A 16673-nucleotide genomic window follows, 5' to 3' on the forward strand; every position below is an offset into this window, starting at 1 on the left:
CGAAAAGTATTTTTAGTCATTTTATCCTGAATTAACGGGCAGTAAGACCCCCCAATGAATGAAGTTTCATTTTATTATGTCACCAAAATTAGCCATTCATGCATAAAAAAACATAATTATCCACTCATGCCAAAAACTAAACTGGGTAAAATAAAAAAGATCATAAAATGATGGAGGGAAAGAATAATGACAAGAATCAGCAAGGGAATAACAATGGCGTTATTGCTTAGTATTGCAATCATTGTTTCTGCCTGTAACAATCAAGATCAAGGAGCAGCAAATGCAAATCGACAGGATGAAGAGAACACAACAAATGTTTCCGACCATTCCCATAACAACAACCAGGAGGGGTTAGATAATCCTGACGTTATCCCAAGTGAGATAGGGGATAAAACAAGCACAACTAATAAAGACGGGACTACATATTCTGGTATGGGAAATAATATTTATGGCTCAATCGGTAGTTCCGGAATCCATGAAGGGGGCGTTTCTTCTTATTTTGAATCGATTTTGGAGGGTCAAGGAATTACAGGTGTAAAAGTATTTGTTATTGATGACTCTGTTGTGTTGGCAAGAAATAAAAAGGAAACAACTAGCCATAAATACGATAATATGCAAAATGATTTATTAAGCGGCAATGAAGGAATGTCCGGAAGAGGCGAACCTGAGGGAGTAAAAGACGAAAAAGGTGAAAGCCTTGATAATTTGAAGCAGGCCAAAAATGAGGTAAACGACATGTTTAATGGCAATGTCAAAATATTGACCGTTACCAATCCAGAGGCAGTGGATCTGATCGAAAGCATTAAAGATAATATTATGGCTTCCTCTTATCAAGATGCCTCCAAGGAAGTATTACAACTTTTGCAAATGGCAGAGTAATGAACATCCCCTAGTTCAAATATAATGGGTTATCTTTAAGGGTGCAAAAACACCTAATAAATGGCATGTGAAATCATAAAGGCTTACATGCCATTTTTTTACTGGTGTATCCGGCTTTATATAGTAAGTCTCTCATTGCATGGATGAAAAACCCTTTTCTTACTATCCAAACGAGATTGGGCGCTCATCTACTAGATGAAAGACCCTTTTCTTGCTATCCAAACGAAATTCGGCGCTCATTGCCTGGATGAAAGACTCTTTTCTTGCTATCCAAACGAGATTGGGGCGTTCATTGCCTAGATGAAAGACTCTTTTCTTGCTATCCAAACGAGATTGGGCACTCATCTACTATTGTTAATCCATTTAACATGTATCGGCTCACTAAGATTCCGCTGGTTATCCAAGATCGATCGTTCAATGAGGATGGCTCGCTCTTTTATCCGCGGCAACCTGCCAATCCTTCCGATAAGTTGCCAAACCCATCGATTACCCCGTTCTTTACCGGCGACACCATTCTAGTAAACGGGAAGGTCTGGCCATATTTGGAAGTCGAACCACGTAAATATCGATTTCGCATTTTAAATGCATCAAACACGAGAGCATATCAATTATACCTTGATTCGGAGCAGCTGTTTTTTCAAATAGGCTCAGATGGGGGGCTCCTGCAAAAAACAGCCAAAATGAAAAAAATTACGATTGAACCCGCAGAACGCGTAGATTTGATTATTGATTTTTCAAACTATGATGGTAAGACAATTAATTTAAAAAATGACTTGGGACCAAATGCTGATCCAAATGACAAAACGGATGATGTACTGCAATTTAAGGTAACCGTACCGCTTTCCAAAAAAGATACGAGCATCATTCCACGCAATTTAACACATATTCCATCACTAAAACAAAATAACATTAATGCGATCCGTAATTTAAAGCTTGTTGGATCGACCGATGAACTAGGAAGACCATTACTTTTACTCGACAATAAAAATGGAAAGATCCAATTACAGAAAAACCTCGTTTAGGAACGACCGAAATCTGGTCGCTCATGAATATCACTGGTTTCACACACCCAATTCATATCCATTTGATTCAGTTTCAGATACTGGATCGTCGTCCATTCGATCTTGATTTCTATAACGAAAGTGGACTGATCAAATTCACAGGACCGGCAATACCACCAGAACCAAACGAACGGGGATGGAAAGACACATTAGCGGCACCTTCTGCCCAAATCACTCGGGTAATTGCTCACTTTGCCCCGTATACTGGGGATTACGTCTGGCATTGTCATATACTGGAACATGAAGATTATGATACGATGCGACCGTTCACGGTAATTGACCCTGAAAAAGATTAGAAAAGCGTCTGAATCCGTGAAAATGGTATAGATTTAGACGCTATTCATAATGAATAATTTAGATTTGCTTAATGTTCGGCAATATATCCCCATTTATATTGAACGCAGCCCAATAAGTACTTTTTCTCGCTTGATCCAAAAATTGTGCATTTGATCAAGAAGCTGCTTACTCCAACCGCTCAATTATCGTTGCATTAGCCATACCATGGCCTTCGCACATGGTCTGCAATCCGTAACGTCCCCCCGTCCGTTCCAGTTCATGCATCATCGTTACCATTAACCGCCCACCGCTTGCTCCGAGCGGATGACCTAGTGCTATTGCTCCCCCATTTGGATTCAGTTTTTCCGGATCAGCACCGGTTTCGTCCAACCAAGCGAGCGGTACCGAAGCGAACGCCTCATTTACTTCAAAGATATCGATGTCGTTAATCGAGAGTCCTGCCTTTTTTAGCACCTTTTCCGTCGCTGGGATCGGCCCCGTCAGCATCAATGTCGGATCGGATCCAATCACAGAACGGGCGATTACACGAAATCTTGGCCTAAGTCCAAGTTTCTCCGCTTTTTCACGTGACATCAGGAGAATCGCCACAGCACCGTCACTAATTTGACTGGAATTTCCCGCTGTTATGCTTCCGTCTTCTTTAAACGCAGGTTTTAATGTCTCAAGCTTCTCCAATGTCGTGTCAGCTCTTGGCCCTTCATCATCCTTCACGACCGTTTTTGTGCTATCTGGAAGGAGTATTTCCAGTGGCAATATTTCTTTTGCGAAACGCCCATCCTGACGTGCAGCAATTGCCTTTCTGTGGCTTTCCAGGGAAAATTCATCCATTTGCTCCCGACTGAACCCCCATTTCGTTGCAATACGGTCTGCAGATAAGCCCTGGTTAATGATTTCATACTTGGTTGTTAACGACTCACTTAATTTAACCCCCTGCGCATTTGACCCCATTGGTACCCGCGACATGCTTTCGATTCCGCCAGCGACGACAACATCCATATCCCCACTGATGATCGCTTGCGCAGCAAAATGGACAGCTTGTTGACTTGAGCCACATTGTCGATCAATCGTCGTTCCGGGAACCTCAATTGGATAATTCGCAATTAATGCAGCTTGCCTGGCGATATCAAATGCTTGCTCTCCCACCTGGGAAACGCAGCCAAAGATCACATCCTCCACCAATGACGGACTAATACCAGCTCTTTTCACGACCTCCTCCAATGGCTTCGCGGCCAGTTCCTCTGCTCTGATACCACTTAGAATTCCGTTTCGTTTTCCTACAGGCGTCCTAACCGCTTCAACAATTACTGCTTCATGCATAGCTAACTTCCTTTCATCATAAATCCTGAATTTAATCCAGCTTTTCCGGAATGTATAGGTACTTACAAATATGATAATTTATTAGTTAACCGCTTACAATAATAATTTTATAATAATTAAATAAATATGTCGACCGGTCTTTGGCTACAGCGTCACCATAGCATTAGTTCCCTATTAGCATCTGTCGGAAGCACTGTAAGAAGAATAAAAGAAAAACTCCTATACCGGCAACTTATCTTCTGCCTTCACAATAGGAGTTTTCTATGTTTCTCGTCTATTTTAAAAGGAGTAATTGGGTTTTTTGCGGAAATCTGCCTCTTGTTACACCACTGTAAAAACTAAAGTACGTCTAGTCTAACAACTAATGCAATTAAAACTTGTAACAGGATTTGGGCATTAACGGCGATATCAGTGTCAGTTGTCGTTACATTTACACCACGTGAATTTTCAATATAAAGCTGCTGTTTGTTTACTTGGCTTGACTTTAATTTTGCAAAAAGATCTTGTGTGATCTCATCTCCAGCATTGGTATCAGCAATTGAAATGCTGATAACTAAAGCAATCGCAGCTTGCAGGGCAACTTGAATATTAACAGCAGCCTGGGTATCTGTTGATTGAACATCTACATCGCATGAATCTTTTATCACAATGCATTCACTAGACTGTTGAACATTTTTCAATTGTCCGCTCGCTTCCTGATTAATAGTACTATCATTATCAAAATGCATAGGATGATCCATTGTTGGGTCTAGTGCACTCCACTTGTGGCATGGATCCTTTTTGTCACACGGATCTTGCTTATGGCATGAATCCTCTTTGCAGTGCGATTCACAATGATGACACTGATTGTCACATAGATCTACCTTGCGACAATGACTCTTAGACCTTTCCCTTTCTAGTAAAAAGTTTCTTTGGTTGTGCATTAAATCTCTCCTCCTTCTTGCCGTTTACTTTATGTTATGTATAACGTTTTAATTAGTAAGGGTGATTGTCTTATCATAGTAACCTATTTTCTCATTTTCTAATGAAATAGTTGAAAACGATAAACTATCCCAATAATGATAGGCATATAATACCCCGGACACTTGACTGCCCGGGGTATTACAACTATTTTAATAGACATATAACTGAATGTGCTTCACCGATGTGGAAAGTGACGGAAAATGATATAGACTACTCAATTGTACAGAATAATTAACCTTTTTCTTTTTCCTGATTCCCTTCCTCCTTCCGAACCCGTGTTAAATCATCCACACTCTGTTTCAAGCTTTCCACTAAATTTCTAATTCTTTCTTTATCTTGGGAATCGAGTTTTTCTGCATCTAATTTTGCACCGTGCTTTTTTAATGTTGTATCCACAAGCATATCGATAATTTGAGTTGAAAAGTTTTCAAACCCATTATTATTACTCAAAAAATCCACCTCCAGCACTTATTTTTATATAGTATATTCATAAGAAGTGTCTGTGTTAGGACTAATAGTCTATTTCCATACATTTTGTGCACCTGTTTAGTGCAATATCCGTTAATCTATTAAAAATGTGCTTTCAACTAGGACAAGGGCCGTTTCCTTACTTGCAAACCTCAACCTAGTTAACTATCTGAGATTCTAGGATATTGGTGGAATTATCTATCTTTAGACTTAAACGCCCTTACAGAAGGTTTAGATGAGAATATAGTAAATAGAGAAAAGATTATATTACAGAAAGGATGAGTACAATTGGCACTAACAAATCGCCAGGCGGATCTTGTAAGGTTTCTTAACCAATTGTCACAAAATATCGCAGCTAACAGCGGGTTAAATACTGATTTTTCAGTTGGTTTACCAGGCTTAGACGTAGATTTCAATGTTGGAATAGGAGGCGGTTCAGGTGACGGTTCAGGTAGCGGTTCAGATACCTGTCCACCAACCACACCTACGACAATTCGAGAAGTATTATGCAATGCATTAAATGAACAGGTACAAGTGACAACGCCTTTTGGTATGGTTTCCGGTCTACTAATCGCAGTAAGAAACGACTATATTGTTTTAATTGAAAGTGGTACCGGTGATCAAGTATTGGTTCGCATCGATAAAATTGAATTTGTCAGTCAAATGTAAGGAGGGATACGGATGTTTGAAGATACGTTTGCAGCGGAACTAGCAACCAGAGTCGGTTCAAGTGTGGAGGTCGCTACTGATAACAATTTGGTGGAAGGAATTCTTTCAACAGTAACCGCTGAATTGGTTCTCGTTATTGACGTTAACAGCGGTTATGACAGTACCAGATTATATATCTCACTGGATGCGATAAACTTTATTCGCTTTCCTGTAGCAGCCTAACAAACAGCAAGCACCGGAAAATAGGATTCAATACCTCATTTTCCGGTTTTTTATGTTTCATATCAATAGATCATCCATCCCCTTAATACTTCTGCCCCCACTTATCTTAAAAGCTCACGAATAAATGCATAAAACATGGCATACAATCATTACAATAAAAAACAAAAAAAGAGTACATGAATGAATGTACTCTGAACTAGATAACGGTTATAAAACGATCACTGTTTCCCATTTCGGATTGTCTTGCTTATTTCATTGGTAATCATTAATACTTTCGCTCCGTCTTTCCCGGTAACGGAAGGCTCTGTATCGGACATAATACAATTCAGAAAATCCAACAACTGAATTTCTAATGGCTGGATGGAACTATCAATTTGAATATTTTCGGTTACAGTTATTGGAGCATGGCTTGTATGCTCAATCATAGGGTAGGTTCGCCTTATTTTATTGTTAAGGATATCGGCTTCAATAAAAGCATCTTCAGTCAAAATTTGCATGGTTCTGATTTTTCTTTTCGCCTTAAAACTGGCCGTCAGCTGGGCTGTAACCCCTTGTGATGATCTGGAAATGACTGCTGCGTGTTTTGGTGTATTTTCCATAATATTGCCAAGCGCATAAAATTCTACGATTTCATCATCAAGCAATTCAGGTAAAATATATAGATCATGAATCATTAAATCCTTTACCACATCAACATTTTTAATCCTCTCATCATACGGATTCATTCTTAGAAAATCAATACCAATAATAGACTCTTTCTTCAGTTCCTTGATCAGATATCGAATGAATGGGTTAAAAAGTTCGATGTGTCCTATCTGAAGTTTTATACCTGCTGCTGCAGCTTTATGGTGTAAATCTTCAGCCTGAACGGCTGTACTCGTAATTGGCTTTTCCATCAACATGTGTACCTTGTGCCTGATACAAGTTAGACCGATATCATAATGAAATTCAGTTGGTACAGCAATACTGACGGCATCAACTGACTGTAGCAGATCAGGCATGGATTGAAATTGTTTCACCTTATATTTCTTGGCAATTTGCTGTCCTTTTTTTTCATCACTATCGTATATACCAACAAGCTGGCAATGATCATGTAACGATAAGTATGTTCGTACATGATTTTCTCCCATATTACCTGTTCCAATTACGCCTACTTTCATAAAATATCTCCTCACTCTTTGTACTGCTCATAAATATCCTATGCACTAGCTTTTCGGTGAGGTAGACGTTCATAACGAAAAAATAAATTTGGCGCTTGTACGATGACCAAAATACTAGATTCTTGGAAAAAAGGAGGCGGGAAAATGTTAAATGTGTTGTTTGTTACAGAAGACACTTCACAGTTCATACATAGAATTTATTATGATCTGGAACAAGAGCTAAAGGAAAGAGCAAACGTAATGATATGGCGAAAATCTGGCCATATTGATTTTATTTTGAAGCAGCTCCCCACCAAACCGGACTTTATCTTATTATTAAATGACATAGACCAACAAATGTCCCCGATGATTAAGGGCCTGTCCCATTCCGGTATCCCCACTGGGTTATTCATAAATGATGTACACCGCTTCATCAATTTGCGGAGAAATTTCATCACCAAAAATAATATTAACCATTTATTTACAGTCATACGCGATAAATTTATCCAAACTTATCCCGAATTTGTTGATAAAATGGAATGGTTTCCACATTTTGTTCAAACAGAAATATTCCGTGATTACGGCATAGATAAGAATATCAACCTGTTGATGATGGGAGCAGTTAGCGATCATTACCCATTACGGCAAAAAATCATCAAGACATATAAAGGGAATCCAGATTTTATTTATCACAAGCATCCTGGATATCGGAACTTTAATAAAGATGAAAAAAACCAACATTTTATTGGTGAAAGATATGCAAGAGAAATAAACCAGGCGAAAATTGTATTCACCTGTCCATCCGTATTCCAATATCCTGTCATAAAATATTTTGAAGTGCTTGCTTGCAAAACCTTACTGTTAGCTCCAACCTTCAAAGAATTAGAGGATCTTGGCTTTGTCCCTGACTATCATTTCATACCAATTGATGAAAATAATTTTATGGATAAAGCAGCCTACTATTTGGCTAATGAAACCGAACGACAAACTATAGCGGAACAGGGTTACCGGTTTATCCGGAAAAGGCATTCCGTTAAACAACGATCAGACCAGCTTATTAAAAAAATCGAAAGCGTCATTCAAAAATAATAAAGGAGGTTTTCAGTTGTCTACTATTCCAAAAAGCGTCAAGCTAGGAAACCATGTGGCTATTGAACAAGATGTGATGATTGGTGAAAATGTTGTGATCGGACATCATACTACCATTTTAAGGGGGACAGAAATTGGTGATAACGTTACCATTGGCTGTAACTGTGTGCTAGGCATCGAACCTAGCGTTAATGAGCGAATGCGAAAGACTTTTAAAGCTAACAATGGGCTTGTTATACAATGTGGTACTCGTATTGGCCATTTGGTATCTATCTATTCCGGCACCTCTATTGGTGAAAATGTTTTTATTGGCGATCATGCTGGTATTAGGGAGAACGTTAGCATCGGTGCAGAATCAGTGATCGGAAGAGCTGCCATTGTGGAATTAAATACGACCATTGGTAAATCCTGTACCGTTCAAACAAATGCTTATATAACTGGTGATACAACACTAGAGGATCGCGTTTTCATTGGTCCTTGCGTCTCCATGTCTAATGATAAATATATGGGGGCAAAACCGTATTCCTTAAAAGGACCGTACATTAAAACGGGAGCCAAGATTGGCAATAACGCATCCCTGTTACCCGGCATTACAATTGGTGTGAACACTGTTATTGGGGCAGGAGCTGTTGTTACCAGGAATATGGAAGATGGTATTGTAGCAGCCGGTGTTCCCGCAAGGAAGATACCTTCGTAAGAATAGTGGGAGCAAACATCTTACTAGAGAAAGGATGAATAATTGTGTCAAAAAAGGTTTGCATGGTTGTTGCTTATCATCCATTTCTGGACGCAAGGATTTTTAAGAAGGAAGCAAAAAGCTTACAAAAAAAGGGATATAATGTGACAATGATAGTTCCGAGAAAAAATGGACATTTATTCGATATTGATGGTACCCCATTTACAAAAAGCTTCAGAAATAAAGTTTTCACCCATGAGGGAATTAAGATTGTCACTTATGATTCGGAGAGTTGCAGGAACCACTTAAATAAAGTCCTAAACACCGAAGACGTTTGGGAAAAACAGGGGTTTAACAATCCCTTAACCAAACTCGCTATCCAAGAAGACGCAGATATCTATCATACCCACGAATACCTTTCCCTCTTTGCAGGAATTGGTATAAAACGATTGATAAAGAAAAGAAAAGGAAAACATGTAAAGTTAATTTATGATAGCCATGAGTTGACACCTGACCCTTTAGACCCTCGCTATTCCGAGGAAAAAAGAAAGATTTTGGAACAAAAACTTCTTTACATGCTTGAAGAAGTAGATTATATCATTACTGTTTCTGATTCAATTAAATCATGGTATATAGCTCATAAACCGAACGTGCCTGTGGAAGTAATCTATAATTCCCCCCCACTTACCAAAGACTATGCACCTAAAAAGTTCGATAACGCCGAATTCATTACTTGTTATGTAGGGAACGTTGATGCTAAAAGAGGAAACAAAGATAAGGTTATAGGCATTTCTGAAATATGCTCAAAAGCAATCGATTTCCAATTCAAAATTATTGGAGGAACTCGATTTGGTGATTCCTTTTTAATACCGAAACACCTTCAAAATGTCATCCAGTTAACCGGATGGGTTGATTATCATTCTATTCCCAAGCATATGAAAGATGCTGATGTTGGCTGGATTGATATAGATGATGTTAATCAATCCCTTAATCGAGACTACTCATTGCCAAACAAATTTTTTAGCTATCTAAATAACGGGATACCCGTCTTAGTAAATAAATGTCATGAAATGGAAGACTTTATCCGTAAGCATCAATGTGGGTTTGTTGTCGACAAAACGCAGGCTACAGCTCAGGATTTCGCAGACGCTTTAATTTTTCTTCATAATAATAAAAGCAAATTAACACAAATGAGTCAAAATGCTCGCAAAGTAATGGAGCGTCTATATTCGTGGGAAAAGATGGAGGATCGATTATTTCAAATTTATCAACATCTGGGGAACTGACAACCGTAACTTGTCATGAAGGAAAGGGGGGAAAAGGTGCGCGTATTGCATATTCCTGAAGGCGGATTACCAATGATTAATTTATGTCGGGCATTAAGATCAACAGGTGTTACTGCTACCGCGTGTCACTTTTACGCAAATCATTTTAACTTCCAATCAGATGTTTGTCTAAACTTGCAAGACATACCAGAACATTTACGGGAAAAAAAAATTAACCAGTATTTTAAAAAAGTTATAAAGGAATATGATATCTTTCATTTTCATTTTGGCGGGACCTTTTTCCCTGATAAAAGGGATTTAAAAATATTGAAACGAGCGGGTAAGAAAATGGTTGTCCATCACCGCGGTTCCGATGTGCGTCTATTATCGGCAGCAAAAAGCCAAAATCAATTCGTCCGTGTTAAACCAGAATGGACAGAGGAAAAAATCAAAGAAAACTTAGCACAACTATCCAAATATATTGACCATGCTATTGTGCAGGATTATGAATTAGAAACCTATATTAATGATTATTATAAGGAAACGCACGTTATTCCACATATCATTGATCATAATGAGCTTCAACCAAATTATCCAAAAGGTAAGGCAACACCTCTTATTGTTCACGCTCCTACAAAACGTGATTTAAAAGGAACAGAATTTATTTTGGAAGCTGTGAAACAATTGAAAAATTCCGGAGTTTCCCTTGAATTTAAATTAATTGAAGGCATGGATCATCAGGAAACAATAAAACTTTTAGCAAAGGCTGATATCGTTATTGATCAGCTAAGAATTGGTTCCTATGGTTATCTCAGTACAGAGGCGATGGCATTGGGAAAACCGGTAATATGCTATATAAGGGAAGATCTAATAGATAAATATCCTGCAAAACTTCCAATTGTTAACGCAAACCCGGATAGCATTACCACTGTTTTGGGGAATTTGATCAATACCCCTAATCAATGGAAGAGTTTGGGTGTTAAAGGAAGAGCTTATGCTAAACAACATCATAGTGCACAGAAGGTAATTAATCAGTATATTGAGGTTTACAAAAAATTATAAGGAACTGTTTTTCAATATAAGGTGAGGTGAACTATTTTGGAATCAAAATCAATCAATAATTTTAAAGTAGTAATACATGATCGGTTTGAAGCTGTAGGGAAAAAGATTGAGGATGAATTATTTATACCGCTCTCATTAATAGAAAAGGGATTCAATATCGTAAAATTATGGAATGAAAAAGAGAAAATGTTAAAATTAAACGTGACCAACTCAAAGGTATCAGATATTGAATCCTATAATCATAACGGAAATTACTTGAGTTATGATAAAAACAGGGTTGAAAGCTGGAATGTAAAATTCACTTCTGAAGGAATACCGAAAACAGTTTATTCCCATGGTACACATTATAATCCATCTACTATCGCTCAATATGGTTTACAACATTATAGCCTATATTTAAAAAATAATGACCAGGATAGTAAAAACAAATTCTTAAAAGTGGCTAATTGGTTTGTAAATCACCAAGATTCCAGAGGCGGTTGGGCATATATATTTGATCATAACTTTTTTTCCAGCAGACTAAATAAACTAAAAGCCCCATGGTATTCAGCCATCGGTTTAGGTATGGCAATGTCGGTTTTATCTCGAGCAACTTTTCTAACAGAAGATAATAAATATAGTATTTGTGCATTAAAAGCTAAGACCCTTTTTAAAACGCCATCAACTAACAATGGTGTGCAAGCCAAATTTGAAAATAAATTTCTATTCTATGAGGAATGTCCAACAGATCCTCCAAGTTATATTTTAAACGGTTTCATGTTTGCCTTGATTGGCTTATATGATTTGTATAAAACAACAGGCGATAAGGAAGCAAAATGGTTATATAAAGAGGGAATCACTTCACTAAAAAGAATGCTTCCTTTGTATGATTTAGGGAATCGGTCAGCATATGACTTAACCCATTATACAACGGATGGAGGATTTCCAAATGTTGCAAAGTGGGGATATCATATTATGCATATTCATCAGCTATCTGCATTAAATTCAATCGAGAAAGACGCGAAAATCAATGCAACATTACTAAGATGGAAAGGGTATTTGCAAGGAGAAGTAAAATAAGGTCATATGTAAAATGAGGTGAGACTTAGTCACCTCATTTTCATTGTGATAAATTCTTTTTGTGTCTGAACAAATTTAATGATCAATGGGTATTCCCTTTACTTCTTTTAACCAATTTACAGTATTCACTATGCCATCTTTAAAGGAAGTTTTTTGAACCTTACCAACCATATCTTGCAGTTTTTTTACCGAACCTCGATGGCTTTGAACATCGGCCGTTCGGGCGGACCTTTTAAGAACAGTTCCTTGATAATTCATAACATCAATTATGGTTTCCACAACCGTCTTAATCGTGGTTTGCTGGTCTGTTGTAATGTTTACACATTCACCGGGAGGAATAATAGGAAAGACCTTTAACACGATATTAGCTGTATCTTCAACATAAATAAAGTCTCTTGTTTGCCTGCCGTCTCCATGAATCTCCGGAGCATCACCTTCAAGAATCTTTTTAATTGTAGTCGGGATTACCCCAGCCAGCTCTCCTTCAAAGTTTTGCCTCGGTCCATAGTTATTAAAAGGACGAACAATAAAGGCATCTAAATCGAACATTCTTACATAAGATTGCAACATCAAATCGGCCGAAGCCTTCCCTGCTGCATATGTGGTCAAAGGAACAAGCGGATGTCCTTCATCCATAGGTTGATATTGGGCTGAACCATATGCCTCTGAAGAAGAAAAATGACATAATGTTTGAAAGGCATTCTTTCTCTGCAGCTCCAATAAGTTTTTCATGACAATTACGTTTGTCAAAAAAGCATTGGAAGGATTAATAAAAGAATAATTTAATGGTTTGGTAGCACAGTTAAATACAATGTCAATATCATATTTTTCCATGATGTAGTCAAGCACTTCTTGATTCTCGGCATCATCCACATGAAAAATTGCTCCTTTATTTAAGGCGTGGTTTAAGTTTTCCTTTTTTCCAATAAAAAGATTATCAATAATTATTACTCTTTTTGCCCCCTCTGTTATTAGATTATCTACCAAATGACTACTAATAAAACCGGCGCCACCAACGACTAATACAGTGCTATTCTCAATTGATTGTCGCTTCAATCTTTGTCCATTCCTTTCTACTATTTTATCTAAAAGTTTAATCGAGATTGCCCGCCATCTACAGTTACCGTTGTTCCGACTACCCATGAAGCCTTATCGGAAGCTAAGAATACTGCAACATTTCCAATCTCTTCTGTTTTTCCAAGTCTTTCTGCTGGTATTTTATCGTGGGCGTATTTATCAAGAAAGTTGGAATCAAGTGCTAACCTCCGTTGCCATTCCTCATTTGGATGGTAAATGGCACCCGGAGAAATTCCAACTACCCGAACATTATTTTTTATTGCCTCCGAACTAAATGCTTTTGTAAAACTGATTAAAGCAGCTTTTGAAGCGTTATATGAAGGTAAACCTCCGGATTCTTTTCCATAAATTGAGGAAATATTTATAATAACCCCTCCCCCATTACCTATCATGTGTTTACTTGACAATTGGCATAAATGAACCCCAGCAATAAAATTTAGTTCCATCGCTTCCTCAAATATATGTGGGGGTGTATTAAGAACCGTACTGCCATGGCTAGCCCCCATATTATTAACAAGAATGTCAATGCCATTAAACTCATTAATAAATTCCTTTATTAGCTGCTCTCTATTTTCATATTTTGAAAGGTCTTTTTGGTAGATTTCTACTCCTAATTCTTGCTTAGCTAGTAAAAGTTCTTTGTTATTTCTAGCTACAATTCCGACCTTTGCCCCCTCGTCAAGAAAAGCCTTAGCGATCCCCTTTCCAATCCCTCTTGATCCTCCAGTAATTAACACCTTTTTCCCTTTAAGATTTAAATCCACCTTTGTCTCCTCCTAAAATGGACATATCTATTTATATCTGTATGAATAATTCAATAAAGTTGTTAATACGTTAATACTATGTGGTGAAGAGAAAATAAGTTTTATCTGTACAGTGTTTCACCTTTATAATCAAAAGAAAGGACAGGTACATTTGAGAGTACTTCATATTTCTTATGGTTCTCCTATGATTGAATTGTCAAAGGCATTACGATCAATGGGAGTGCAGTCTACATCTTGTCATTTTAATGAACATCCTTTTAAATTCAAACCTGATATATGTTTGAAACTCAATTTACTTCCAGAAACGGAAAGGTATACCAAAATAAAACAGTTTTTACAAGAATCGATACAAACGTATGACATCTTTCACTTTCATTTTGGAGAAACATTTTTCCCCGATAAAAAGGACTTGGAAATTTTGAAACAAGCTGGCAAGAAAATGGTTGTCCATCATCACGGTTCAGACATTCGGCTTCTTTCGGTAGCCAAAAAAAACAACCCCTATGTTCGGGTAAAACCTGGGTGGACAGAAGGAAAAATAAATAATAGCTTAGCTGTTTTGTCCAAATATATTGATCATGCAATTGTCCAGGATCATGAGTTAGAGAGATATATCTCAGATTCATATAAGTATATCCATGTGATTCCACATATCATTGATCACAATGAACTACAACCAAATTATCCAAAAGGTAAGGCAACACCTCTTATTGTTCACGCTCCCACAAAACGTGATTTAAAAGGAACAGAATTTATTTTGGAAGCTGTGAAACAATTGAAAAATTCCGGAGTTTCCCTTGAATTTAAATTAATTGAAGGCATGGATCATCAGGAAACAATGAAACTTTTAGCAAAGGCTGATATCGTTATTGATCAGCTAAGAATTGGTTCCTACGGTTATCTCAGTACAGAGGCGATGGCATTGGGAAAACCGGTAATATGCTATATAAGGGAAGATCTAATAGATAAATATCCCGCAAAAATTCCAATTGTTAACGCAAACCCGGATACCATTACCACTGTTTTGGGCAATTTGATCAATACCCCTAACCAATGGAAGAGTTTGGGTGTTAAAGGAAGAGCTTATGCCAAACAACATCATAGTGCACAGAAGGTAATTAATCAGTATATCGAGGTTTATAAAAAATTATAAGCCCATAAATGATTTAGCAGAAAGGAGGTGAGTTTTTCTCACCCCATCAATTTTCTCCAAAGCTTTTCATGAGGATATCAACTATTTTTTTTGAAGTACTTCCATCCCCAAAAAGCGGTACATATTCCTTGGGGACTTGAAGTGCCTTTACTGTATTGACGATTTGCTGCGTATCTGTACCGACCAAGTGATTCCAGCCTGCCATTACAGTTTCTACCCACTCTGTCTCATCTCGTAGCGTAATACAAGGAACCTGAAGCATGTAGGCCTCTTTCTGTAATCCTCCAGAGTCCGTTAAAATAGCATTTGCCTGCGAAGCAACAGCTAACATGTCAAAATAGTGTAGCGGCTCTACGATTTTAATAGACGAAGACGAAATGAAATCGGTAAAATTGAATTGGTTTATTTTACTTTTGGTCCTGGGGTGTAGCGGGAGGACAACCTCCATGTTTACCTTTTGAAAAGCTTCAAGTATCGATTTTAAGCGTTCGGGGTCATCCGTGTTTTCACCCCGATGAATGGTTGCCAGATAGTAGTTATTTTTGGAAAGTGATAACTCGTTTAGTATGGACGATTGTTTTAAGGCATGATGTTTAAAATGCAGAACAGCATCATACATGATATCGCCCGTGAGATATACTCCCTTTTCGATCCCTTCCCTTTTTAAGTTCTCAATAGCAGTATTCGAAGGACAAAACAACCAATCAGAGAGATGATCCGTGACAATTCGATTAATCTCTTCAGGCATACTTTTATTAAAACTGCGCAATCCGGACTCTACATGCGCTATTGGAATATGAAGCTTTGAAGCTGTCAGGGATCCGGCTAGCGTTGAATTGGTATCGCCATATAGCAATACGATATCTGGTCTAACAAGGAGCATCACCTTCTCCAAATCCATTAACATTTTACCTGTTTGTTTTCCATGAGATCCAGACCCTACCCCTAAATAATAATCTGGTTTTGGCAGCTTTAATTGGTTAAAGAAAATGGCCGACATATTATCATCGTAATGTTGTCCAGTGTGTACGATAATTTCTTCCATTTTCGAATCAGATCTTATCATTCTAGACAACATACATGCCTTTATAAATTGCGGTCTTGCTCCGATAACCGTTAAAATTTTCATTTTTTTCTCCTTTCCATAAAACGTTTAATCCATTTTATTCGCCATTCTATTTGTGGTTCATTAACTTGAATTTGGTCTTACTTATTATCACTTTCCGAACATGATTTTACATGGACGCAAATATCATAGAGAGTAGGTAATGAATTACACATGAACAAAGGCGCAAGCGCCCGTTTAGCGACGTATGGACTGGACTGAGCCGTAGGAGATAAAGGAAACACGGTGAGCTGAAAGCGAACCGATGTTGACTTATCGTACGGAGGTGAGGGAAGTCCACTAGTCGCTGGGCGCTGGAGCCGGACGTGGCTTACCCTGCTGAGAGCAGAATAAAGCCAAAATTTATATACTTTCTTAGCTTTTAAAGAAAGTGCAGGAAAAACGTAA

Annotated in this window: 16 protein-coding genes and 1 pseudogene; 10 read left to right on the plus strand and 7 right to left on the minus strand. The window is 37.8% G+C overall.

The features are described 5' to 3' along the window. Positions 1 to 186: 186 nt before the first annotated feature. Positions 187 to 879, plus strand: coding sequence for a hypothetical protein (locus IEX12_RS14065; protein WP_155555595.1), 693 nt, complete (start codon positions 187 to 189; stop codon positions 877 to 879). A gap of 383 nt (positions 880 to 1262) precedes the next feature. Next, positions 1263 to 2236: pseudogene (locus IEX12_RS14070) on the plus strand (multicopper oxidase family protein); the annotation flags it as partial. Positions 2237 to 2402: 166 nt separating this feature from the next. Here IEX12_RS14070 and IEX12_RS14075 read toward each other — a convergent pair. The 3 genes from IEX12_RS14075 to IEX12_RS14085 all read right to left on the minus strand — a co-directional run bounded on the left by IEX12_RS14075 (position 2403) and on the right by IEX12_RS14085 (position 4967). Then, positions 2403 to 3554 carry a thiolase family protein gene (locus IEX12_RS14075; protein ID WP_155555594.1) on the minus strand — a complete coding sequence of 384 codons (1152 nt, stop codon included), beginning with the start codon at positions 3552 to 3554 and terminating at the stop codon, positions 2403 to 2405. 338 nt (positions 3555 to 3892) lie between these two features. After that, positions 3893 to 4282 carry a spore coat protein gene (locus tag IEX12_RS14080; RefSeq protein ID WP_230856209.1) on the minus strand — a complete coding sequence of 130 codons (390 nt, stop codon included), beginning with the start codon at positions 4280 to 4282 and terminating at the stop codon, positions 3893 to 3895. A 466-nt stretch (positions 4283 to 4748) separates the two neighbouring features. Next, complete coding sequence (locus tag IEX12_RS14085) at positions 4749 to 4967, minus strand: hypothetical protein (RefSeq protein ID WP_188725399.1); 219 nt, start codon at positions 4965 to 4967, stop codon at positions 4749 to 4751. Between the two features lie 306 nt (positions 4968 to 5273). On the opposite strand from IEX12_RS14085, the gene IEX12_RS14090 reads away from it, so the two are divergent. Beyond that, positions 5274 to 5654 carry a DUF2642 domain-containing protein gene (locus tag IEX12_RS14090; RefSeq protein WP_188725400.1) on the plus strand — a complete coding sequence of 127 codons (381 nt, stop codon included), beginning with the start codon at positions 5274 to 5276 and terminating at the stop codon, positions 5652 to 5654. Positions 5655 to 5666: 12 nt separating this feature from the next. Beyond that, complete coding sequence (locus tag IEX12_RS14095) at positions 5667 to 5876, plus strand: hypothetical protein (RefSeq protein ID WP_188725401.1); 210 nt, start codon at positions 5667 to 5669, stop codon at positions 5874 to 5876. A 218-nt stretch (positions 5877 to 6094) separates the two neighbouring features. Here IEX12_RS14095 and IEX12_RS14100 read toward each other — a convergent pair whose 3' ends face one another. After that, complete coding sequence (locus IEX12_RS14100; protein WP_088049927.1) at positions 6095 to 7036, minus strand: Gfo/Idh/MocA family protein; 942 nt, start codon at positions 7034 to 7036, stop codon at positions 6095 to 6097. 144 nt (positions 7037 to 7180) lie between these two features. On the opposite strand from IEX12_RS14100, the gene IEX12_RS14105 reads away from it, so the two are divergent. The 5 genes from IEX12_RS14105 (at position 7181) to IEX12_RS14125 (ending at position 12166) form a co-directional block, all read left to right on the plus strand. Continuing rightward, positions 7181 to 8104, plus strand: coding sequence for a glycosyltransferase family protein (locus IEX12_RS14105; protein WP_088049926.1), 924 nt, complete (start codon positions 7181 to 7183; stop codon positions 8102 to 8104). Positions 8105 to 8120: 16 nt separating this feature from the next. Further along, complete coding sequence (locus tag IEX12_RS14110; protein WP_230856210.1) at positions 8121 to 8801, plus strand: acyltransferase; 681 nt, start codon at positions 8121 to 8123, stop codon at positions 8799 to 8801. Positions 8802 to 8863: 62 nt separating this feature from the next. Further along, positions 8864 to 10066, plus strand: a complete 1203-nt coding sequence (locus tag IEX12_RS14115; protein WP_088050970.1) for a glycosyltransferase — start codon at positions 8864 to 8866, stop codon at positions 10064 to 10066. 36 nt (positions 10067 to 10102) lie between these two features. Beyond that, a complete protein-coding gene (locus IEX12_RS14120; RefSeq protein WP_088049925.1) occupies positions 10103 to 11107 on the plus strand; it encodes a glycosyltransferase family 4 protein in 1005 nt (334 codons plus the stop codon). 36 nt (positions 11108 to 11143) lie between these two features. Then, entirely contained in the window at positions 11144 to 12166 is a 1023-nt protein-coding gene (locus IEX12_RS14125) for a D-glucuronyl C5-epimerase family protein (protein ID WP_088049924.1), read from the plus strand. Between the two features lie 75 nt (positions 12167 to 12241). Here IEX12_RS14125 and IEX12_RS14130 read toward each other — a convergent pair whose 3' ends face one another. Both IEX12_RS14130 and IEX12_RS14135 read right to left on the minus strand, forming a co-directional pair. Next, the gene (locus IEX12_RS14130; protein ID WP_088049923.1) at positions 12242 to 13222 is read right to left on the minus strand and encodes a dTDP-glucose 4,6-dehydratase; all 981 of its coding nucleotides are present in this window, start codon (positions 13220 to 13222) and stop codon (positions 12242 to 12244) included. Positions 13223 to 13251: 29 nt separating this feature from the next. After that, positions 13252 to 14007 carry an SDR family NAD(P)-dependent oxidoreductase gene (locus IEX12_RS14135; RefSeq protein WP_155555431.1) on the minus strand — a complete coding sequence of 252 codons (756 nt, stop codon included), beginning with the start codon at positions 14005 to 14007 and terminating at the stop codon, positions 13252 to 13254. Between the two features lie 151 nt (positions 14008 to 14158). Between IEX12_RS14135 and IEX12_RS14140 the strand changes: the two genes are divergently transcribed. After that, positions 14159 to 15160 carry a glycosyltransferase family 4 protein gene (locus IEX12_RS14140; protein WP_088049921.1) on the plus strand — a complete coding sequence of 334 codons (1002 nt, stop codon included), beginning with the start codon at positions 14159 to 14161 and terminating at the stop codon, positions 15158 to 15160. A gap of 46 nt (positions 15161 to 15206) precedes the next feature. Here the strand turns inward: IEX12_RS14140 and wecB are convergent, their stop codons facing one another. After that, a complete protein-coding gene (gene wecB / locus IEX12_RS14145) occupies positions 15207 to 16289 on the minus strand; it encodes a non-hydrolyzing UDP-N-acetylglucosamine 2-epimerase (protein ID WP_088049920.1) in 1083 nt (360 codons plus the stop codon). Positions 16290 to 16673 lie beyond the last annotated feature (384 nt).

This window comes from Lentibacillus populi (assembly GCA_014642895.1).
GTDB classification, from domain to species: Bacteria; Bacillota; Bacilli; order Bacillales; family Amphibacillaceae; genus Lentibacillus_C; species Lentibacillus_C populi.

Excerpts from the sequence above, each read along its gene's own strand:
- IEX12_RS14065 (WP_155555595.1), top strand. The coding sequence starts at position 187 with ATGACAAGAATCAGCAAGGGAATAACAATGGCGTTATTGCTTAGTATT.
- IEX12_RS14075 (WP_155555594.1), bottom strand. The coding sequence starts at position 3,554 with ATGCATGAAGCAGTAATTGTTGAAGCGGTTAGGACGCCTGTAGGAAAA.
- IEX12_RS14080 (WP_230856209.1), bottom strand. The coding sequence starts at position 4,282 with ATGCATTTTGATAATGATAGTACTATTAATCAGGAAGCGAGCGGACAA.
- IEX12_RS14095 (WP_188725401.1), top strand. The coding sequence starts at position 5,667 with ATGTTTGAAGATACGTTTGCAGCGGAACTAGCAACCAGAGTCGGTTCA.
- IEX12_RS14100 (WP_088049927.1), bottom strand. The coding sequence starts at position 7,036 with ATGAAAGTAGGCGTAATTGGAACAGGTAATATGGGAGAAAATCATGTA.
- IEX12_RS14105 (WP_088049926.1), top strand. The coding sequence starts at position 7,181 with ATGTTAAATGTGTTGTTTGTTACAGAAGACACTTCACAGTTCATACAT.
- IEX12_RS14115 (WP_088050970.1), top strand. The coding sequence starts at position 8,864 with ATGGTTGTTGCTTATCATCCATTTCTGGACGCAAGGATTTTTAAGAAG.
- wecB (WP_088049920.1), bottom strand. The coding sequence starts at position 16,289 with ATGAAAATTTTAACGGTTATCGGAGCAAGACCGCAATTTATAAAGGCA.